The 20,581-nt window shown below is 60.1% G+C and carries 16 protein-coding genes; 11 read left to right on the top strand and 5 right to left on the bottom strand.

Annotated features, from left to right (window positions below):
- Positions 1–166 precede the first annotated feature (166 nt).
- The 6 genes from HJB83_RS11880 (at position 167) to HJB83_RS11905 (ending at position 8,959) form a co-directional block, all read left to right on the top strand.
- Positions 167–1,324 (top strand): Gfo/Idh/MocA family protein, encoded by a 1,158-nt coding sequence (locus HJB83_RS11880; protein ID WP_221131924.1) that lies wholly within the window; start codon positions 167–169, stop codon positions 1,322–1,324.
- Positions 1,325–1,337: 13 nt separating this feature from the next.
- The gene (locus HJB83_RS11885; RefSeq protein WP_221131925.1) at positions 1,338–2,222 is read left to right on the top strand and encodes a carbohydrate ABC transporter permease; all 885 of its coding nucleotides are present in this window, start codon (positions 1,338–1,340) and stop codon (positions 2,220–2,222) included.
- Entirely contained in the window at positions 2,219–3,076 is an 858-nt protein-coding gene (locus HJB83_RS11890; protein WP_221131926.1) for a carbohydrate ABC transporter permease, read from the top strand. Before HJB83_RS11885 ends, HJB83_RS11890 begins: the two co-directional genes overlap by 4 nt.
- 73 nt (positions 3,077–3,149) lie before the next feature.
- Positions 3,150–4,355 (top strand): ABC transporter substrate-binding protein, encoded by a 1,206-nt coding sequence (locus tag HJB83_RS11895; RefSeq protein ID WP_221131957.1) that lies wholly within the window; start codon positions 3,150–3,152, stop codon positions 4,353–4,355.
- A gap of 88 nt (positions 4,356–4,443) precedes the next feature.
- Positions 4,444–5,577 (top strand): ABC transporter ATP-binding protein, encoded by a 1,134-nt coding sequence (locus tag HJB83_RS11900; RefSeq protein WP_221131927.1) that lies wholly within the window; start codon positions 4,444–4,446, stop codon positions 5,575–5,577.
- A 340-nt stretch (positions 5,578–5,917) separates the two neighbouring features.
- The gene (locus tag HJB83_RS11905) at positions 5,918–8,959 is read left to right on the top strand and encodes a P-loop NTPase fold protein (protein ID WP_221131928.1); all 3,042 of its coding nucleotides are present in this window, start codon (positions 5,918–5,920) and stop codon (positions 8,957–8,959) included.
- Between the two features lie 187 nt (positions 8,960–9,146).
- On the opposite strand, the gene HJB83_RS11910 is transcribed toward HJB83_RS11905, so the two are convergent.
- Genes HJB83_RS11910 through HJB83_RS11920 form a run of 3 tightly spaced genes read right to left on the bottom strand, consistent with a single transcriptional unit; the run spans position 9,147 to position 12,237 of the window.
- A complete protein-coding gene (locus tag HJB83_RS11910; RefSeq protein WP_221131929.1) occupies positions 9,147–10,247 on the bottom strand; it encodes a D-TA family PLP-dependent enzyme in 1,101 nt (366 codons plus the stop codon).
- A complete protein-coding gene (locus HJB83_RS11915) occupies positions 10,248–11,723 on the bottom strand; it encodes a M81 family metallopeptidase (protein ID WP_221131930.1) in 1,476 nt (491 codons plus the stop codon).
- Positions 11,724–11,754: 31 nt separating this feature from the next.
- Positions 11,755–12,237, bottom strand: coding sequence for a hypothetical protein (locus HJB83_RS11920; protein ID WP_221131931.1), 483 nt, complete (start codon positions 12,235–12,237; stop codon positions 11,755–11,757).
- Positions 12,238–12,348: 111 nt separating this feature from the next.
- Between HJB83_RS11920 and HJB83_RS11925 the strand changes: the two genes are divergently transcribed.
- From HJB83_RS11925 to HJB83_RS11945, 5 genes are all read left to right on the top strand, one after another.
- Entirely contained in the window at positions 12,349–12,738 is a 390-nt protein-coding gene (locus HJB83_RS11925; RefSeq protein ID WP_221117745.1) for a RidA family protein, read from the top strand.
- Positions 12,739–12,759: 21 nt separating this feature from the next.
- Positions 12,760–13,623, top strand: a complete 864-nt coding sequence (locus tag HJB83_RS11930; RefSeq protein ID WP_221131932.1) for a MurR/RpiR family transcriptional regulator — start codon at positions 12,760–12,762, stop codon at positions 13,621–13,623.
- A 25-nt stretch (positions 13,624–13,648) separates the two neighbouring features.
- Positions 13,649–14,425, top strand: a complete 777-nt coding sequence (locus HJB83_RS11935) for an SDR family oxidoreductase (RefSeq protein WP_221131933.1) — start codon at positions 13,649–13,651, stop codon at positions 14,423–14,425.
- A 15-nt stretch (positions 14,426–14,440) separates the two neighbouring features.
- Positions 14,441–15,664, top strand: coding sequence for an MFS transporter (locus tag HJB83_RS11940; protein WP_221131934.1), 1,224 nt, complete (start codon positions 14,441–14,443; stop codon positions 15,662–15,664).
- A gap of 75 nt (positions 15,665–15,739) precedes the next feature.
- The gene (locus HJB83_RS11945) at positions 15,740–16,942 is read left to right on the top strand and encodes an ROK family transcriptional regulator (RefSeq protein WP_221131935.1); all 1,203 of its coding nucleotides are present in this window, start codon (positions 15,740–15,742) and stop codon (positions 16,940–16,942) included.
- Between the two features lie 77 nt (positions 16,943–17,019).
- On the opposite strand, the gene HJB83_RS11950 is transcribed toward HJB83_RS11945, so the two are convergent.
- Together HJB83_RS11950 and HJB83_RS11955 are read right to left on the bottom strand one after the other, a co-directional pair.
- Complete coding sequence (locus tag HJB83_RS11950) at positions 17,020–18,042, bottom strand: bifunctional 2-polyprenyl-6-hydroxyphenol methylase/3-demethylubiquinol 3-O-methyltransferase UbiG (RefSeq protein WP_207585303.1); 1,023 nt, start codon at positions 18,040–18,042, stop codon at positions 17,020–17,022.
- Positions 18,043–18,356: 314 nt separating this feature from the next.
- Positions 18,357–20,378 (bottom strand): beta-N-acetylhexosaminidase, encoded by a 2,022-nt coding sequence (locus HJB83_RS11955; RefSeq protein WP_221131936.1) that lies wholly within the window; start codon positions 20,376–20,378, stop codon positions 18,357–18,359.
- Positions 20,379–20,581: the final 203 nt, after the last annotated feature.

A 20,581-nucleotide genomic window follows, 5' to 3' on the forward strand; every position in this document is an offset into this window, starting at 1 on the left:
TTCGGCAATCCGCGTCCGGCCGGTCGCAGCCGACAATCGGCCGCCGTCTGCCGGTCTATGAAAATTAATTTCATACCCGCGCTTTGAGGCCCGTTTTCTATTGACGCCTCTCGATTTTTGTCCCAACTTAAAGAAAATAAATTACTTAATTGGGAACTTGATCGGCATGAAAGTGGGAATCATCGGGCTGGGATTCCGGCTCGGCTATCTCGGATATGTGTTCAAAGCGATCGATAGCAGCTTCGACATTGTCGGCTATGTCGATCCGGAACCCGCCGGACTTCCCGGATTGACGGAAAAGGGTGTCTCTGTCGGCAAGGCCTATGGTTCGCCGGAGGAGCTGCTGGCTTCCGAAAAGCTCGATCTGCTGATGATCGGCTCCCCCAATCACCTGCATCTCGATCATATCAGGCTCGGACTTCAAGCCGGTCTCAAAGTCTTCTGCGAAAAGCCGATCGTTACCACCATCGCCGAAAGCATCGAGCTTGCCCATCTGATGGCGAAGTTCGGCCATGAGCGGCTGATGGTCGGCCTCGTGCTGCGTTATTCTCCACTCTATAAGGATCTCCGCGCCATCCAGGCCGAGGGCAAACTCGGTCAGATCGTGTCGATCGAGGCTTCCGAACATATCGAGCCCTATCACGGCGCCTTCTTCATGCGCGACTGGCGCCGCTATGAGCGCTATTCCGGCAGCTTCATGCTGGAGAAATGCTGCCACGACCTCGACCTTTATAATGGCGTCGTCGGCGCGCGGCCCGAGCGCGTGGCAAGTTTCGGCGGCCGCAAGAGCTTCATTCCGGCCAACGACCCGGCCCGCGAAGGCATCAACGATCTCGAGCTTTTCCATCGCAAGCCGAGCGGCTGGATGGGATCGGACAAGGTCTTCGACAGCGATGCCGATATCATCGACTATCAGGTGGCGATCGTCGAATATGAAAATGGCGTCGGCATGAACTTCCATACCAATCTGAACGTGCCCGACCAGTTCCGCCGTTTCGCCATCATGGGCTCGCGCGGCATGGCCGAAGGCGATTTCGTCCGAGGTTATCTCGACGTGCACGAACAGCTGACCGGCAACAGGATCGTCGAAAACAAATATGCCGCTACCGAGCTCTCCCAGCATTACGGCGCCGACGAACAGATGGCGAGCGATCTGCTGGAAAGCGTGCGCACCGGGCTCGAACTTCCCGTTTCCACGCTGAATGCGCTTGAGGCCGGCATTCTCGCTTTGGCGATGGACGAAGCAAGGATGAAGAAAACGGTCGTCGACCTGCGTCCCGTCTGGGACCGCTTCGACGAAGCCCTTCACGCAAGAGCGGCTTGAGGAGGGCGGCAGGATGAGTGTTCAACGAAGCACCTTCATCTTCGCCTGCATCCTGCTTCTTCCGGCCGTGCTCTATGTTCTCGCCATCGTCGCCTATCCGCTCGTCGATACGTTCATTCTCTCCTTCACCGATGCGTCGCTCCGAAAGACCACCAATTGGGTGGGCTGGATCAATTACGAGAAGATCTTCAACGAGCGGTTCGCGGAAGTCATCATCCGCACCTTCATCTGGACGTTCTTCTCGGTCGCGCTGAAAATGGTGATCGGCACCTTCGGCGCATGCATGCTGAATGCCGCGGTGCCCGGCCGCTCGCTGTTCCGGCTTTTGACCATGCCGCCCTGGATCGTGCCGATGGCAATCGGCATCTTCATGTGGGGCTGGATGTATAACGGCCAGTTCGGGATGATATCGGGCGTTTTGCAACGCTTCGGTCTGGTCGACGGTCCGGTCGCCTTCCTCGCCTATGGCAGCACCGCCTTCTGGGCGACGATCATCACCGACGTGTGGATCGGCGTGCCGCTGGTGACGATCTACTTCCTGGCGGCAATCCAATCCATTCCGAAGGATCTCTACGAGGCCGCCTGGACCGACGGCGCCGGCCGTTGGTATCGCTTCCGCCGCATCACCCTGCCGCTGATGGTGCCGGCGATCATCACCATGTCGATGCTGTCGCTGATCGCCACCTTCAATTCGTTCGATATCATCTGGATCCTGACGCAGGGCGGCCCGAGCGGCGAGACGACGACGATGATCATCGATACCTATCAGACTGCGATCGGCTCGAAGAAATACGGTGAAGGGGCGGCGCGCGCCGTGCTGATCTGCATCTTCCTGTCGCTCTTCTGCTTTGCCTATTTCCGCGTTACCCGCCGCCTCAACCCGGAGAAGCGCGCATGAGCAGCCCCGCCATGATCGACCGTTACCGCTGGTGGGAAATCATCCTGATCTATTGCGGCATCGCCCTGTTTCTGTTCTTCGTGCTGGCGCCCTTCTTCGAAGGCTTCATGGTTTCGCTGAAGCCGCTCAGCCAGCTCTTCTCCTCGCCCTACCGCTTCTGGCCGGAGAACGGCTCGTTCGAGGCTTACCGGACGATGTGGGTCAGCGTTCCCGGCTTCGGACGCTATATCTTCAACTCGTTCTTCATCTCGATCATCGTCACGCTGGTCGTGCTCTGCCTCGTCATTCCGGCGGCCTATGCCTTCGCCAAGTTTGAATTCAAGGGCATGGGCATCCTGCTCGGCGCCTTCCTGACGGTGAACATGTTTTCCGGCGCCGTGCTGTTGATCCCGCTCTTCCGGCTGATGCGCAGCCTGGGCGTGCTCAACACCTATCTCGCCATGATCGTGCCGGGAGTCGCCTTCCTGATCCCCTCGGCAATCTGGCTGCTGCGCACCTACATGATCCGTATCCCGCAGGAACTCAACGAAGCGGCCTATATGGATGGCGCCAGCCATTTCTACACGCTTCGCCGCGTCATCCTGCCGATTGCGATGCCGGGCATCATCGTCGTCGCCATCACCACCTTCATCGGCGCTTACGCCCAGCAATTCATCTTCGCGCTGACGTTCAACTCGAAGACTGAATACATGCCCTTGCCGGTGGGGCTCTTTGCTTATTTCGGCAAGCAGGAGGTCATCTGGAACGAACTGATGGCGGCTTCCTTCGTCGGCATCGCGCCGGCGATGGTCGTCATCTTCTTCCTTCAGCGCTACCTTGTCGGCGGGCTGACCGCCGGTGCGGTGAAACAATAAGACCAAAAAACGAGTGAACAGCTAACACAAGAACGGGAGTCACGACGTGAGCATAACAATCAAGACAGGCCTTATGGCGCTCGCTTTGCTCGGTTCGACGGCACTGACCGCGGTCACTGCCCATGCAGCCGACAAGGAAATCAGCTGGATCTATTGCGGCGACACGATCGACCCGGTCCACACCAAATACATCAAGCAGTGGGAAGAAAAGAACGCAGGCTGGAAGATCGCCCCCGAGGTCGTCGGCTGGGCGCAGTGCCAGGACAAGGCGACGACGCTTGCCGCCGCCGGCACGCCGGTCGCCATGGCCTATGTCGGCTCGCGCACGCTGAAGGAATTCGCCCAGAACGATCTTATCGTGCCGGTGCCGATGACCGATGACGAGAAGAAGGCCTATTATCCCCACATCGTCGACACGGTGACGTTCGAGGGTAACCAGTGGGGCGTTCCGATCGCCTTCTCCACCAAGGCGCTGTACTGGAACAAGGATCTCTTCAAGCAGGCCGGCCTCGACCCCGAGACGCCGCCGAAGACCTGGGCCGAAGAAATCGAGATGGCCAAGACCATCAAGGAAAAGACCGGCATTCCGGGCTTCGGTCTCTCCGCCAAGACCTTCGACAATACCATGCACCAGTTCATGCATTGGGTTTACACCAATAACGGTGCGGTGACCGATGCCGAAGGCAAGGTCACGCTCGACAGCCCGCAGATTCTCGCCGCGCTGAAAGCCTATAAGGACATCGTCCCCTACTCCGAAGAAGGCCCGACGGCCTATGAGCAGAACGAAGTCCGCGCCATCTTCCTCGACGGCAAGGTGGCGATGATCCAGGCCGGCTCCGGTGCAGCCGACCGTCTGAAGAAGACGCAGATCAGCTGGGGCATCACGACGCTGCCGCTCGGTCCCGACGCCAAGGGCCCGGGCACGCTGTTGATCACCGACAGCCTGGCGATCTTCAAGGGTTCTGGAGTCGAGGACAAGGCGATAGAATTCGCCAAGTTCATCACCTCGCCTGATGTCCAGCCGGAATACGAGCTGCAGGGCGGCGCCGGCCTCACCCCGCTGCGCCCCTCCGCCAAGGTCGACGAGTTCGTCGCCAAGGATGCCAATTGGAAGCCTTTGATCGACGGCATCAGCTACGGTGGTCCCGAGCCGCTCTTCACCGACTATAAGGGCTTCCAGAACTCGATAATCGAGATGATCCAGTCGGTGGTAACAGGCAAGGCCCAGCCGGAAGCAGCGCTCAAGAAGGCTGCCGGCGAAATCGAAGCCTTCAAGTAAGCCTCTCCTGGGGTCGCGGCGGCATAAGCCGCGGCCCCTCCACTATCATGATCGAACATGCGACCAGGCCGCCGGCGGAGACAGATTTTTGGGACAGCTCCTTCTCAACAAAGTTCAGAAATTCTATGGCGACTACGAAGTTCTGAAGGGCGTACAGCTCGATGTTAAGAACGGCGAGTTCGTCGTCTTCGTCGGCCCGTCTGGCTGCGGCAAGTCCACCCTGCTGCGGATGATCGCCGGTCTCGACGCGACCACGGCGGGCGATATCGTCATCGACGGCGTCAGGGTCAACGACCTGCCACCGGTCAAGCGCGGCATCGCCATGGTGTTCCAATCCTACGCGCTCTACCCGCACATGACCGTCTTCGAAAACATCGCCTTCCCGCTTCGCGTCGAAAAGATGGAAGAGGCAAAGCTCAAGGCCAGGGTGGAAAATGCGGCGCGCATCCTTCACCTGGAACAACGGCTGCAGCAGAAACCCGGCGTGCTTTCAGGCGGCCAGCGCCAGCGCGTCGCAATCGGCCGCGCCATCGTGCGCGAACCGAAAATATTCCTGTTCGACGAACCGCTGTCAAACCTCGACGCGGCGCTGCGCGCCGACATGCGCATCGAGCTTGCCAAGCTGCACCGGGCGTTGAAGGCGACGATGATCTATGTGACGCACGACCAGGTCGAGGCCATGACCATGGCCGACCGTATCGTCGTGCTCGACGCCGGCGATATCTCCCAGACGGGCGCGCCGCTGGAGCTTTATCACAAGCCGGCAAACCAGTTCGTCGCCGGCTTCATCGGCAATCCGAAAATGAATTTCCTGCCCGTGACCTGCAAAGGCGTCAGCGCCAATGGCGTCGAGGTGGATTATCTCGGCCAGACGGCCGTTCTGCCGGTGACGCCGCGCGACGGCATGGCCGGCAAGGCTTTGACCCTCGGCATCCGCCCGGAACATATCCAACTCAACGGCGGCGATATCGTCTTTACCGTGACGCCGACGGTCATCGAGCGCCTCGGGGCCAATACGGTCGCTTATGCCTCGCTCAACGGCGAGGGCGAAAATTTCTGCGCCATGCTGCCCGGCAGCGTCGGTATCCGTCCGGACGCGCCTGTTTCGACCGGCATCAATGCCGCCGATTGCCACCTCTTCGATGAGGCGGGCATTGCCTTCGAGCGGCGCGTGGAGCTGACGGAAATCGATATGAACGTGATCAACCCGACGGCGGCTTGAAGCGGCTGGCTCCCTGCCGGCGGTTCGTCCTGCCAGGGGTCGGGCCCGGGGCGAAATGACACCCTAGACAATGTGGCTGCCGGCGGCAGTTCGGGGGTGATTTTCCTCTACGAACCTCGTTGGGCAATCATCTTCCAGATGACAGAGTCCGGTCCAAAGCGGACATCGGAATGTTGATGGCCAAAGGCGGCGAACAATCTCCTGCTTCGAGCGATGCCCACTCTGGTTAACGCCCATCAGAAGTTGAGGATATCAACACTTTAGAGTTCATCGCTTCGTTGCAAGAAGCGAAGACTGCAAGTTAAAAGGCATATTGGCGTGTTGCGGAAAATCCCCCAGCGTGGAATATTTGAGATCGTTGCACTTTTGGGGGAGGCAAATGGAAGGTCGCACGTGGGCTACCGTTTCCGAATTGAAAGCCGACAAGGTCTCGGCGTCGATCCGGAAAGTGTTGGAGGGTATGACTCCGAGCCGGCACTTTCCCCAACAGCCGACAGCCGACATCTCCAGCTACGTTGAGCAAGTCCTGCGGCTGGGACAGAAGGAGGCAGACAACAGCCACGGCTTTGTATTCAAGTATCTCGAGAAGGCTATCGGCACAGGCAAACTTTTGAGCGTCATTCGTCCGCCCGTTCGCAGTCCGACCTCAATGCGTGTGTCGCTGGGGCTTTCGGCAGCGTTCGACGATGCGTTCGCTATTCGACGCCAAACGGGTGGCAAGGACGACTTCATCGGCGCGCGCCACGTTTTGGTGTCTTTGATTACATCGCAGAAAAGGATAGTCGCCGAAGAGCTCGGAATGGCGATGCAAGTGGTGAAAAGAACCGACCTGAATGCCTTGCTGATGAACTTGACGCCTATTCTGCTGAACTCGTTGGAGCCAAATGAGTCACTAGAACAGTGGGTATTGATACTGCGGGATCGAGGGTACGCAGACGCAGCGCAAGCATTGGGGGCGTCAAGCGCTGAGCAGAAAAGCGTGAATTCGAAATCGCCCCTCACCGCGTCCGTAGCACCAGCTTCGTCGGCACAAGCGTCAACTTCGATCGAAAGGGCTGACGGTCTGCGAAGCCCCACCCATCAACTCGATCCGATCGCTCGTTTGCGCAATGACGATCCGAGAAGCTTGGAGCAACAAGACATTGTCGGCATTGACGACGCCGCAGAGGCGCTGGCCCGAGTGATTGCCTCCAAGAATTTTCGCCCGCCATTGGCGGTCGGAGTCTTCGGGCATTGGGGTTCAGGGAAAAGCTTTCTGATGCGGCGCATCGAACAGGAGATCGCCGTCTTACGCAATCTGCAAAGCCCTGCGTTTCACTCTCAAATTGTCGAAGTTCCTTTCAATGCCTGGCACTACGTCGACACCAGCTTGTGGGCAAATCTAGTGGGGGAGATTTTCGAGACGCTCGACCGGAGATCGCCACCCAAGAATGCGTCCAGAGACGGCATATTGAACCGGCTTACGACCGCGCGAGAACTCACCATTGCGTCAGCACGGGATTTGGCGGCAAAGCGACAGGGCGCTCTGCATGCGAAAGAGGAACTTCGGCGCGCTGAAGCCGATTTCGAGGCCAAGCGATCAAGTATTTCTCAGATGATTAAGGATGCTGCAGGCGGAGCCAAAGCAGCTTGGGCTGCAGCTTCCGAAGACCCCGAAGCGAAAAAGCTCGTGCAAGGTGTTTATGGACAGAGCCTGCCCGAAATGATGGCTCAATGGGGCGATCCGCAGACCGCATTGAACTCCCTGCAGAAAGATGCAGTTGTGTGGCTTGCAATCCGTCGCGATATTGGCGGATGGAGACCCATGCTTTCTTGCCTTGCTATTTTCGTAGCGCTCTTGACGATCTCGTTCTGGGGCACGTCAGTCCTACCGACTGATTTCTTGAAAAAGGTGGAGCAATTCAATCCCTTCTTGCTGGCAGGCTCCGGATTTTTGGTGACAGCCGCGAGTTGGTCGGCTCGCATCACCAGGAAGGCGGTGCTTGCTCGTGACACTGTGGTCGCCGCGGTGACTGGATACAAAGACGCCGCAAGCAAAAATGCCCATGTGAATGAAAAGGAATTGAAGGCCGCTCGAGAAAAGCTCGATGCAGCAAGACTCAAGATTGCGGCGGCGCAGGCCTCTTTGGGCGAGGCTATCAGTTCACAGGCAAATGCGGCCAATGAGTTGGCCCGAGACACCCCGGCCGAACGGTTGCGGGCATTCGTCAAATCAAAGGCCGGGGTTGACGGCCCCTATAGGAGTCAGCAAGGCTTGATTGGCACGATCCGTCGGGATTTCGCCGACCTTTCGAACTTGATGTATTCCAAGACTGATCATGATGCCTCCGGCCGCACTGAAGCCGATGAAAACTTCGAAAAAGATATTCAGCAGCTACGGACGGATTTCCCCGACGTTTTGACACCAGATGAGATCGAAACCTTGCGAGGTGGCACCATCTCGATGGCCGAGGTCGAGCGCTTAGATCGCATCGTCCTCTACATCGATGACCTTGATCGTTGCCCTCCAGACAAAGTCATCGATGTGCTTCAAGCGGTGCATTTGTTGATGGCATTTCCGCTGTTCGTTGTCATCGTGGCAGTCGACGTTCGGTGGCTGGAGACCGCTTTGAAAGACAGACATAAGCAATTTGAGGGTGAGGGCATCGATCTGAAGGCCCTTGAGTACCTGGAAAAAATCTTCCAACTGGCGATCTGGACACAGAAGTTCGATGCCGATGATATTGGACAATTGATCCGAAACCGCCTTGCGGGTTCTGAACGGGGCCGTGCATCTGAGCAAAGCACAGATGCTCAACGCGGTGGGGTTTTGTCCAATGGAGCAAGCAGCCAAAATCCCCTTCCTATTGATACGAGCCCGGAAACGAAGAACAGCGTCGACAGCCCTGAAAACAAGTTGGAGGGCGCGCGTCCCCCGGTCAACGAATTACTGACGATTACGGATGAAGAAATTGAGTTCTTAGAACGAACGTGCAGAGTTTTGGAAATGACACCGCGCCGCGTCCTTCGACTGATCAACAGCTATCAAGTGGCTAGAGCGGCTTTAGATCAAAAAAACTTTGACGAACTCGTCTCCAAAAAAGGTTATCGCGCTTTCGCGGGCCTTTTCGCATTGGCTACAGCAAAACCGGACCACATACACCAGATTGTTTCAGCGCTTGGTCCGGCAAAAGATTGGGCTGGCTATCGCGAGGCGCTCCGAAATCGCGATGCCGTTGGTGCTCTATCTGAGTTTGAAGACTGGAGTAAGGTGCTTGAGGCCGAGGGTGTCGATCTGCCGTCTCTTCGTGCCTATGTTGCTTTGACGCTTCGGTTCAGCTTCGTTGGCCCTTGTCGTACTCGAAGTGATAAGAGGTCTCAAGGGATCGCGGCCTCCCGTTGATTGGGAAGCCGCCAGCAGACTTGAAATGACGCAGCGACGTGGTCTGGCGCGAAATCGCGCGAACTGAGCTGTGCCACGCCCAAGGTACGCGATTGGCTGATGTCGCATCGCCAAGTCGGACAGACACCGAGATCGCGAGAAAACCACCTATAACCACGGCCATTTCGCCCTCAACCGGACCCGCGCCCTACCAAACGAGGCCGCGAGCGGCGACATCCTCGACGCGGGTCACCACGCCACCCCGATGAAATACCATCGTATCGAACAGGTTGGACACCACGCAGGTATGGTTCGGGATGATGAAGAGCTTCTCGCCGATCTGCGGCCGTGGGGTGGTGCAGTTTGCGAGATCGATCACGCCGTGTTCTTCCGACAGGCTGCTGATCCGTGCCTGGGGATAACCGACGATCAGGCCGTAATCGCCAAAGCCCTGAAGATCCGAGGTCAGGGCTTTCGAGCCGGCATCGATGACGGCGCGGTCGGCGTTTGGCCGTGAGACGACGGTCGCCAGCACATGCATGGCGCAGTCATCCTCGGTGCAATGGCCCATGCGCACCATCTGGCGGTCGTTGTAGATATAGGTGCCGGCGCGGTGTTCCGTCGCTGATGTGACGAGATGCGCCTCGAACAGGCTCGGCGTACCGCCATTGCTGACGATCGGGCAGGTTATGCCTTCCGGTTTCAGGTGGTCCAGTGTTTCGGTGATGAAGGCTTCGACGGCGGCGGCCGATTGCGGCTTGGGGTAGGTGACGATGCCGCCGAAGGTGAGGCCGTCGGCAGCGGCGATGCGCTTGGCGAGCGAGGCGGCCTCCTCCGGCGTCTGCACGCCGCAGCGGCCGCCGCCGGTGTCGCATTCCACCAGCACGGTGATCGGCTTGTGGCCGGAGAAATGCGCCGCCAGCCCGTCGACCGTCGTTTCGCTGTCGGCGACGACCTTCAGGGCCGGGATTTTCTCGTTCAACCTGGCCAGGCGCTCGAGCTTCTGCTGTCCGAGGATGTTGAAGGTGATGAGGATGTCGCCGAAGCCGGCTTCGGCGAAGACCTCGGCTTCCGTGACCTTCTGGCAATTGATGCCCCTGGCGCCCGCGGCAATCTGCGCCACGGCCAATGCCGGGATCTTGTGCGTCTTGATGTGCGGGCGGAAGTTCAGTCCGTGCTGATCCATATAGGACTGAACGCGGTTGATGTTGGCGGCCAGCCGGTCTTCGTCGATGACAGGACGCGGCGTCGAGAGATCGGCGATCCTGTCGCCTGGCTTGGCGACGACGGCAAACCGGGCATCATGCATCTAGGCGGCTCCGCGTTGTGTTCCATGTGGATCGGCGACGATTGGCCATATGGTCTTCGGCGCCCGCCGGTACGGCGTCGTCGCCGGATTATTGGGATAGGGCGTTCCGGCGGAGCAGTAAAGGATCTCCGCCGCGATCTTCGAGAAGGAGGCGAAGAAGTGGTTGGTGGATTTGATCACCAGGATCTTCTGCCGCGTAGGGTCGATGCCCATCGCCGAAAACAGGCTGGGGTCGAAGCTCTGGGCGCGGGTCGAATTGAGGATGATGTCGATGCCGTTGAGGACAATATGGGCGGCATCGCCGAAAGGGGCGAGACTTTCGCCGAACTGCATCTCGGCATTCTTCAAGAGCTTGACGACCTTCACCGTGCCATCGATCGGATTGCCGGTGCCGGGCGCCGACTTGGCGCCGAAGCGCAACGGAATTTCCGCCCCCTCGCCGGCTGCAAAACAGATCTGCACGGCCACCGGATCCCAGATGGTGCCGATCGCCGCACTCGTGACCCCGCGGGCCAGAAGTTCTCCAAGAATAACCGTCGCATCCCCGGCCGTGCCGCCGCCCGGATTGTCCCAGACATCGGCGATGACGACGGGCCATGCGGTGGCAGTCATCGCCCGCGCGACGGCTTGCTTCTCGTCGATCTGCGGGACCATGAAGGTGCCCCGTTTCGAAAACAGCTCGAGGCCGAGCTCACGCGCCAGAGCCGCGCCCTTTTCCGGCTTGTTGTCGGTGACGACAAGCAGCTTCGTCCCCATTTCGGGAACGTCGCCGACCATAAAACCGTGGACCACCGAGATCGACAGGATATCGGGGTCGTCCTTCTCGATCCGCATGATCTTGTCGACGAAGGAGCGCATCGGCTCGCGCGATGTCGGGAAGACGTCGATCATCCGGCAGTCGAACACCGAGATATCAGGCTTGATCCGGCCTTCGAGCGTGTCGACGGCGATGCGCCAGAGGTCCTCGGCGCGGTCGACGAAATCCGTATGCGGAAACTCCTTGAAATAGACGGCGAAATTAAGCGCGGCGACACGTTTGGCGGTCAGGTGGCTGTGCGGATCGAGCTCGGCGCAGATGAGCACATCGGGCCCGACGATCTCGCGCATGCGCTGGAGAAGATCGCCTTCGGTATCCTCGTATCCGGCTGCCACCATGGCGCCATGCAGGCCCATGACGACGGCATCGACCGGCATTGCCGCGCGAAGCTGGCCGAGGATTTCGTCACGCAATTCCTCGTAAGTTGCACGGTTGACGAGGCCGGCGGGATCGGCCCAGGTGGCCGTTCCCTCGATCAGCTGCCAACCCTTCTCTCGGGTGACGCGCCTTCCGACGGTGATCGGCGCGGTGCAGAGCGTCGGTGTTTCCGGATGTTGGCCGGGCGGGGCATAAAGAGAGGCTTCGAACGCGCGGCGATCCACGCAGATCGGGGAAAATGTATTGGTCTCGGTCGCCAATGCTGCCGTGAAAATGCGCAAGAAAGTGGCCTTCGTGTTATCGGCCCCTGCTTTACCCCATCGGGTTCGGCAGGTAGCCGGTGAAACCTGAGATTTTCCAGCGTCCTTGGTGCAGCCTGCAATAATAAAGCGTCTGCCATTGCAGGACGTCTCGGGTGCCGTCGGACTTGGAAATGCCGCCGTCGAACTTCTTGCGAACGAGCGCCATGTCGCCTTCGATCTCGATATCCTCAAGCGTCGTCGTGGTGAAGATCGCCGTGCGCGGATCTTCCGCGAAGCTCTGCTCGGCGAAATCCTTCGCCTGCCTCAGCCATTCCTGGCGATAGGCCGACAGCGTCGGGAAGGCGAGCCGCCATCTGTCGGGGCTGAGCTGCTTCTGGGCATCGATGCCGATGAAGCCCTCTTCGACGAAATCATGTTCCACCATCGACCAATCGGCGGCGAGAAAAGCATCGATATCGCGCATAACGAGCATTTCCCAGATCGCCTGCCGGGCGCTGTCGGAGGGAAAAGGATTCAGGAAAGGATCGCGCATATCTGCCCCGGATTGAAATTCTTTTCATAATTCATGTTTTTCACTGGTCAAATTCTGCTTTCTATGGTCATTTGTCAACTTATCAAGAAAATAATTTGCAAGGACATCGGCATGCCCATCAAGCGCTATGGCACTGTTCAAACGGGCGCCGGCGGCAAGGCGCTGCCTTTCGCGCGGGCGGTCGAAGCCGACGGATGGCTCTATGTTTCCGGCCAGGTTGCGATGGAAGACGGCGAAATCATCGACGGCAATATCATCGCCCAGACCCATAAGACGATCGCCAATGTTCTGGCGATTCTCGAGGAGGCCGATTATGGCGTCGAGGATGTCGTGCGCGTCGGCGTCTGGCTCGACGATCCGCGCGACTTCTGGACCTTCAACAAGATCTATCAGGAGTATTTCGGCGAGCATCCGCCGGCGCGTGCCTGTGTGCAATCGTCGATGATGGTCGATTGCAAGGTTGAGATCGACTGCGTGGCCTATAAGAAGAAGGATGCTTGAGGAATAAGGGTGGGAACGGGCTTGGATATCTTTTCGACATTGCAGGAAGACAAGAGCAAGCTCTCCCCCTCCGAGAGCCGCATCGCGGAGATCATCGTCAACGACTTCGAGTTCGCCGTGAATGCCTCGATCATCGAGCTCGCCGAACGGGCCGCGGTATCGCCGCCGACCGTCACCCGCTTTTGCCGGCGGCTGGGCTGCGAGAGTTTTTCCGACTTCAAGGTGCAGCTCGCCCGGACCGCCCATATCGGCGTTCGCTATCTGAAACCGGAATCGAAAAGCACCGATCCGGCCGATGTCGCCCAGGATATCATCACCAAGGCCCAGAACGCGCTGTTTCTCCTGCACCGGTCGCTCGATCTGGCGGCGATCGAAGCCGCCGTTTCTCACATCGCCAAGGCCGATATGATCTATGCCTTCGGCTCGGGCGGCAATTCGTCGATGATCGCCGACGAGCTGCAGAACCGGCTCTTCCGTCTCGGGCTTCGCATCACCGCCAGTTCCGATCACAGCATGCAGCTGATGATGACGGCCGCGGCGAAGCCGGGCGACGTGCTGATCGGCTCGTCCTTCTCAGGGCGCAATATGGAGCTGGTGCGGGCCTTCGAGCTTGCCCGCGGGGCCAAGGTGAAAACCATTGCCCTGACCCAGACGGCAAGCCCGGTTGCCAAGGCTGCCGAAATCGTCGTGCCGATCGACCTTCCCGAAGGCAACAACATTTATCGCCCGACTTCGACACGCATCGCCTACATCGCGACGGTCGATATCCTGTCGAGCCTGGTCGCCTATGCGGTGCAGCCGAAGGCGACGACCACGCTTCGGCGCATCAAGCAGCAGCTCGTCCTCCACCGCGACGGCGACGACCGGCAATTGCTTGGAGATTGAGGTTCATGAACGGGAGCGACAGAAAATGACGAAGTCGATAGCGATCGTCACCGGCGCTGCGGGCGATATAGGTGCTGCGATCGCCGCGCGGCTCGCCGATGACCATGATGTCGTGTTGCTCGCCGATATCGATGCCGCCGCTGCGGCTGTCACGGCCTCAAAGCTCGGGCAGGACAATCGCTTCGTGGCCGTCGGATGTGATGTGACCAGCGAGGCGAGCATTGCGGAACTGGTCAGACGCGCCGCCGACGCCGGCGTGGTGCGAACATTGGTCAATAATGCCGGGGCGGCCCGCGCCACCAGCCTGCACGAGACGACGCCCGAAATCTGGCGGGCGGACGTTGCGCTCAATCTCGAAGCGGCATTCCTATGTTTCCGTGCCGTCGAGCCGATGCTGAAGGCGTCGAAAGGGTCCGTCGTCAACATCGCCTCGGTCAACGGCATGAATGTCTTCGGACACCCGGCCTATAGCGCCGCCAAGGCCGGGCTTCTGCATTTCACCCGGCTGGTCGCCGTCGAATACGGCAAGTTCGGCATCCGCTCCAACGCCGTCGCCCCCGGCACGGTGAAGACGCAGGCCTGGGAGAAACGCGCCGCCGCCAATCCGAATGTTTTCGAGGAAGCCCGCCGCTGGTATCCGCTGCAGCGGGTCGTCGATCCGCAGGATGTCGCCAATGCCGTTGGCTTCCTTGCCGGTCCGCTCGCCGCAGCCATATCCGGCGTCTGCCTGCCCGTCGATTGCGGCCTGACGGCCGGTCAGGCCGAGCTGGCGCGGACCTTCTCGCAATCGGAACATTACTGACATTCAGATGAGCGCATGAGCCGGCTTTTCCCCGACGTCTTCCGCAAACCGGCGATCCGCGCCAGCATGATCGCCATTTTCACCTTCGGAATGGCAGGCGCAATGACCGCGCCCTATCGTTCCATCGTGGGCATCCGCGAATTGGGCTTGAGCGACGGTCTCTATTCCGTGCTGAGCTTCGCCTCGGCGGCCGTGAACGTGGTCATCAGCATCCTGCTCGGCAATCTCGCCGATCGGCTCGGCGAGTACCGTTCGGCGATGATCGGCGCCTGCATCTTCGGCATCGTCGGCTACGGCATGGTCTATACCTTTCCGAGCGCGGCGGTCTTCATCATCAGCGGGTTGCTGCCGCTGCCGATCTACGGGGCTTTGAATTCGCTGCTGTTTGCCAATGCACGCGCGGCGATGCACGGGATGACCCGGAGCGACATGGTGACGGCCAATTCAGGCGTGCGCGCCATGATCTCGCTCTCCTGGGTGCTGATTCCGGGAGTGACCGGCCTGCTGCTTTCGGGCGCATCGAGCATGCTGCCGGCCTATCTCTTTGCCGCCATCTCCTGCCTTCTCTGCCAGGGCATCATCCTCTTCGCCTTGCCGAAACGGGTGGGAACGGAGATGGCCGCGGTTCATCATCTCACCTATCTCGGCGCCCTGCGGCAGGTGATTTCGCCGCGGATTTCAGCGCATATCGCCGGTGTGGCGCTGATCACCAGCACGCTGCATCTGAACGACGCCCTTCTGCCGTTGATCGCCACCGGTGCTGCCCATGGCGCGCTCAGCGATGTCGGCATTCTTGTCGGCATCGTCGCATTGCTGGAAATCGTCTTCATCATCGTCTGGTCGCGGATTGCACGGAAAACCGGGCAGATGACGGCGCTTGCCGCCGGCACCGTCATCTATGCGGTGTTCCTCAGCCTTCTCGGCTTTGCCTCTGAGCCCTGGCACCTCTATGCGCTGACCTTGATCGCCGGCATCGGCGCCGCGGCGATCATCAGCATTCCGATCACCTATCTGCAGGATCTCATCGCCGATCGGCCGGGCCTCGGCAGCGCGCTGATCTCCGTCAATATCTTTGCCAGTGCGGGGATCGGCGCGCTGGTTTTTGCCGCCGGCACCTGGGTGACAGGCTATTCCGGAACCGCGCTGATGAGCGCGGTCACCGGCCTGTTGGGGATAACGATCCTCGGCCTGCTGCAGAGACGCAATGCCGTTGCGCCGGTTGACGCCGGGGTTCAATAGGCCTGACGAAGAATGCGGCTTTCATCGTTTTCCATCTTGTGACAAGGGTGGGGCACCATTTGCTTTGAAGGCGACATGAAGGCGATCTCCGGCACCAATCTCGAGCAGGCCAAGTCTCACAACCGGCGTGTGGTGATCGAGGCCGTGCGGACGAACGGTCCGTTGTCGCGCGCGGCGATCGCCCGGATGACCGCGCTGACTGCCCAGACCGTATCCAACATCGTCGAGGAGCTGGAGAAGTCGCATCTTCTCGTCCCGGCCGAGGCACAGAAGCTGGCGCGCGGCCAGCCGATCATCCCCTATTCGATCAATCCCGCCGGTGCCTATTCGATCGGCCTGGAACTTGGCCGTCAACGGGCAAGCGGGGTTCTGACGGATCTTTCCGGCGCCGTCCGCGCGCGCATCGAGCGCCACGTCGAACATGCCGATCCGCAAAGGGCAATGCCCGCCCTGCAGGCGATCGTCGAGGATCTGCAGCAGGCCTTCGCCTTCGACCGAAACCGGCTGCTCGGCGTCGGCATGGCCCTGCCCGGCCGCTATGCCGATAGCGGCATCACCTCTCTCAGCCCGCAAAGCCTGCCCGGCTGGCAGGATTTTCCCGTCGGGCATGAGCTGGAACAGCGGGTCAAGGTGCCTGTGCTGGTCGAAAACGACGCGACGGCGGCGGCGATCGGCGAGCGCCTTCATGGCGTCGCCCGCGGTTTGGGCAGCTTCGTTTATCTGTTTCTTGCCGGCGGCGGCGGCATCGGCGCCGGAATGTTCCTCGACGGCCACCTCTACAAGGGCAGCCGCAACAATGCCGGCGAGATCGGCCATATCATCGTCGAGCCGCACGGCAAGCTCTGCAGCTGCGGCAAGCGCGGCTGTCTGGATCGTTACATCTCGCCGACCGTCGCCTACGAATTCATGGGCATTGCCAATGCCGAGGAACTCTCGCCCGATGATCTCGACGCGCTGATCGCCAAGGGCGGCGAAGGCCTGGACGCCTGGCTCGATCAGGCCGTCCAGCCGCTGCGACAGACCCTCGACTTTCTGGAACTGGCCTTTGATCCGCAGACCATCGTGCTCGGCGGCAGCGTATCGACATCGCTGATGCGCCGGCTCGCAGAACGGCTGGAGCCGCTGCACGTCCCGATCGATCCCGGCCAGAAGCGGACCATCCCCCGCGTCATGATCGGCATGACCGGCAAGGATACCGCCATCCTCGGCGCCGCCGCCCTGCCGATCTTTTCCGAAACCAATCCGCGCTTCGACGTTCTGCAAAAGCCGGTCGGCTAAATTGAGTTTAGCCGATAGCCGGCTTGGTCGTAGAGCCGGGCTACGGCGCGCGCGGCGACACAGCGACGGTCGACCGGCTATTCAAACAGAATGATACTTGAAGGAGTCGGCGGCATCGGTTTGACTGTGACGTCGGCAAGACCGGCCTGTCTTGCCATCTCAGTCAGCTCACTTTGTGTATAAGCCTGGCCCGCCGGGGTGCTGGCGAGCATCTCCCAGGAGAAAGCTGCCGGAAAAGGCGGCGACACGCGATCTTCGTTCGGCACGAAATCTACCGCGACGATCCGACCATCCTCTGCAAGGCCGGCGATGATCTTTCGCAACAGCTGGGCGCATGTCGGCAGATCGAAGTGGTGCAGAAAATTTGGAAGCAGGACGAGATCATAACCCGTGCCCCAATCGACATCGAAGGCGCTGCCGGCGATCGTCCGGTACCGGTCAGCCACGCCGGCTTTTTCCGCATTCTGCCGCGACAGCTCCAATACGGCGGCCCAATCGATGGCGACGATCTCCGCTGATGGAAAGGCTTTCGCAATTTCGATCCCGAAAATGCCTGGACCTGCAGCGATGTCCAAGACCTTTTTGGGAGACCTCGGCCAGCCGGAGATTTCGCCGGCCAGTATTTTGGCGCTGAGCCCGGTAAAGGAGCCCATGCCGCGCGCAAACTTCAACCAGACGGGATTGTCTGACGACATGTTCGCAAGCCCGGCCGAACCGCCGTTTCGCACGACGGCGGCCGGATCGCGCAGAAAATTATCCAGTATTTCGGGTGCGGCGACGAACTCGACAGCGGAGCCCATATAGGCCGGCGAATTGCGATCGAGGAACATTCTGGTCGCGGGAGTCATCCGGTACTGTCCGCTCTCCTTTGTCAGGAAACCATGTACCACGAGGTAGTCGCACAGGATGCGCACTCCACGTTCCGAGGCGCTTGTTGCCGAGGCCAACAAGGCTGCCGTTTTGCCTTCGCCGATATGAGTAAAGAGATCAAGCTCGATGGCCGCCTTGATCGCCGCCGTCTTTCGGCATGCAAACAGGGCATCGACCACGAGTTCGGGCGACACGACGCCAACATGGGCGTCTTCGACGATTGTTTCCATTGGGATCTCCCAGAGCCCTCGATCGTTCTTGCCTGGCAGCTCCAGCCGCAGAAATTATGCGCACATTCGCATATTCTACAATACTTACCACGCTAACCCGATCGGGTGCCCCAACGGCCGACCGCCAACCTCGCAGACCTACTCAAAGCGTATGAAAGACGGCTCGGTGGCGCCGACCAGGAACATTCTATCACGGTCCCAATCCTCGCCTTAATGCATGTCGCCCGGAAGTGTGCAGCGGTTCCGGGATAACGACACGCATAAAAACAAAGGCCTAAAGCGCGTCGCATGAATCAAGTTTGATGCGACGCGCTTTAGGATTCCTGCAGCCCATAAAGCAGCGGCATCAGCCCTGCCAGCGCCTTGAAACGCTCCCACGACTTGGATGACGGTTTCGTCCAGCCGGTTTCGGCCAGTGCCGAAAGGCGCGGGAAAACCAGACGGTCGAAAACGGCGCGATCCGTCATCGGTTCCGACCAGATGCAGGCCTGGATGCCGAGCAGTTTTTGTTTCTGGCTCGCTGTCCAGCCGCCGATGGGATCGAAGGTGTAGAGCTTTTCCGCATCCGAAGTCCCCGCCCAACTGGCGCCGGGCTCATCCCAGTCGGGCCTGAGCGCCATATCGAGGTAATAGACCTGCCCGGGGCAGACGACCATCTCGTAGCCGCGTTCGGCGAGTTCGGCCGAGACCTCGACATTGCGCCAGCTGCAGAGATAGCTCTTCGCTTTGTCGATGACATCGCCGTGCGCCGCCTCTTCCCATCCGCCGGTGATGCAGCCCTTGCTCGCCAGGAAGCGCTGGACTCGGTTCAGGAATTCCGCCTGCAGGACGGCCGCACCCGAGCCGTGGATATCGTCGGCGCCGTGGGTGTTGGTCACGACGTTCAGCCGCTTGGCATGCGCATCGGCAACCTCGCCGCCGGCGACTGTGCGCAGGCGCTCGAGTGCTTCCGGCGAGCCGGACCACGCGCCGAGGGGAACTTCGTCGGCGCCGAGATGGATGGTCTTGAACGGAAAGAGCTCGATGAGTTCCGTAAGGATGGTCTCGACGATCTCGTAGGTCTTCTCGCGGGCCGGATTGATGCAATTGTCTGGAAAGCCCTGAACCGAATAATAGCTGCCGACCTCGGCCGGATCGCGCAGCTCCGGTATCGCCTGCAGCATCGCGTAGCAGTGACCGGGCACATCGATCTCCGGCACGATCTCGATGCCGAAGCTCTTTGCGTGGGCGACGATCTCGCGGACAGAGGCTTTGGTGTAATAGCCGCCTGTACGGGCCGGGCTGGAACCGAGCAGCGGCGGAACGGCAAGGCCGTGGCCGCGCCAGGCGCCGATCTCGGTCAGGGCGGGATAGGCGTCGATCTCGACGCGCCAGGCCTCGTCGTCGGAAAGATGCCAGTGGAAACGATTGAGCTTGTTCCAGGCCAGCACCGCCAGCAGCTTCTTGATCTCGGCTTCGCCGTAAAATTGGCGGGCGACATCGAGATGCAGGCCGCGCCAGCTCATCGACGGCTCGTCGACAATTTCGCCCGAGGCCGGAAACCGGAAGACACCGGGATGCAGCCTTGCACCGCGCCAGATCTGGCCAAGTGTCACGAGGCCATAGAGAAAGCCGGTCCGGCTGCTTGCCTCGATCGTGATCGTCTCACCCTCGAAGCTCAGCCGATAGGCCTCCGGACTGAGCCCTGCGGCATCTTTCAGGGCAACCGGGACCGCGCCTTCCGCCTCAGTCCGCACGATGCCTTCGACGGCGAAGAGATGCTCCACCAGCGCCGCGAAGCTTCGCGCCGCCTCCTCCCCTTCCCCGCTCCGTGCCTGCGGCGCAAAACCGGCCGGCAGCGGCTGGCGCGAGGTGACGGCCACATGGTTCGGCCAAGGGATGATCGACACCTGGACGGGCGCATTGACGGGTACCGGATAGATCTCGGCGCCGCGTTTCAGCGGCGCATTGCTGACTGAAGAGCGCGTCGGCTCGATGCCGAGCACGATGGTGCTGCCGTCGGAAAGCGCGAGATAGCCGCTCGTCGCGCCGTCCGTCCAGTGCCGGAAATCCCGGCTCAGCGCGTAGACCGATATCGTCCACGTCTCGCCGGCGCCGAGTATGAAATTGGCCGGCGGCTGGAATTCGGTGAAATTCGAGATCCGCTGTGAGACCGTTGCGCCCTCGACGCGTCCGGCCGGATCGACGCGGCCCGGACCGCTGACGCAGAGCGAGAAATTCGAAAGCGGCTCGGCGCCGAGATTTTTGAGGCGCAGGACGTAGGAAAAATCCTTGCCATCCGCAGCCGGGTTCCAAAGGGTTTCGAGCCGCAGGTTTTTCGGTCGCGGTGTGGACATGGTCTCTCTTCCTCTTGAAAATCAGGGCTTGAACATTCCAGCGCAGTGCCGGAAGCGAATTGGGAGTTTGAAGTCAATCAAATTGATTTAATATCGATAGCCAATTTTTCGCCGGCGCGTCAATTGCCGATCTCAAATCTTCCGCAAGTCACCGTCGGGTGGGTCTTGATGAGCTTCATTCAGAAATTGGCCGGTGGACCGAA

This window comes from Rhizobium sp. NZLR11 (assembly GCF_019685115.1).
Taxonomy (GTDB): Bacteria; Pseudomonadota; Alphaproteobacteria; order Rhizobiales; family Rhizobiaceae; genus Rhizobium.

Excerpts from the sequence above, each read along its gene's own strand:
- HJB83_RS11955 (WP_221131936.1), bottom strand. The coding sequence starts at position 20,378 with ATGTCCACACCGCGACCGAAAAACCTGCGGCTCGAAACCCTTTGGAAC.
- HJB83_RS11950 (WP_207585303.1), bottom strand. The coding sequence starts at position 18,042 with ATGGAAACAATCGTCGAAGACGCCCATGTTGGCGTCGTGTCGCCCGAA.
- HJB83_RS11910 (WP_221131929.1), bottom strand. The coding sequence starts at position 10,247 with ATGCATGATGCCCGGTTTGCCGTCGTCGCCAAGCCAGGCGACAGGATC.
- HJB83_RS11880 (WP_221131924.1), top strand. The coding sequence starts at position 167 with ATGAAAGTGGGAATCATCGGGCTGGGATTCCGGCTCGGCTATCTCGGA.
- HJB83_RS11885 (WP_221131925.1), top strand. The coding sequence starts at position 1,338 with ATGAGTGTTCAACGAAGCACCTTCATCTTCGCCTGCATCCTGCTTCTT.
- HJB83_RS11895 (WP_221131957.1), top strand. The coding sequence starts at position 3,150 with ATGGCGCTCGCTTTGCTCGGTTCGACGGCACTGACCGCGGTCACTGCC.
- HJB83_RS11945 (WP_221131935.1), top strand. The coding sequence starts at position 15,740 with ATGAAGGCGATCTCCGGCACCAATCTCGAGCAGGCCAAGTCTCACAAC.
- HJB83_RS11920 (WP_221131931.1), bottom strand. The coding sequence starts at position 12,237 with ATGCGCGATCCTTTCCTGAATCCTTTTCCCTCCGACAGCGCCCGGCAG.
- HJB83_RS11925 (WP_221117745.1), top strand. The coding sequence starts at position 12,349 with ATGCCCATCAAGCGCTATGGCACTGTTCAAACGGGCGCCGGCGGCAAG.
- HJB83_RS11890 (WP_221131926.1), top strand. The coding sequence starts at position 2,219 with ATGAGCAGCCCCGCCATGATCGACCGTTACCGCTGGTGGGAAATCATC.
- HJB83_RS11940 (WP_221131934.1), top strand. The coding sequence starts at position 14,441 with ATGAGCCGGCTTTTCCCCGACGTCTTCCGCAAACCGGCGATCCGCGCC.
- HJB83_RS11935 (WP_221131933.1), top strand. The coding sequence starts at position 13,649 with ATGACGAAGTCGATAGCGATCGTCACCGGCGCTGCGGGCGATATAGGT.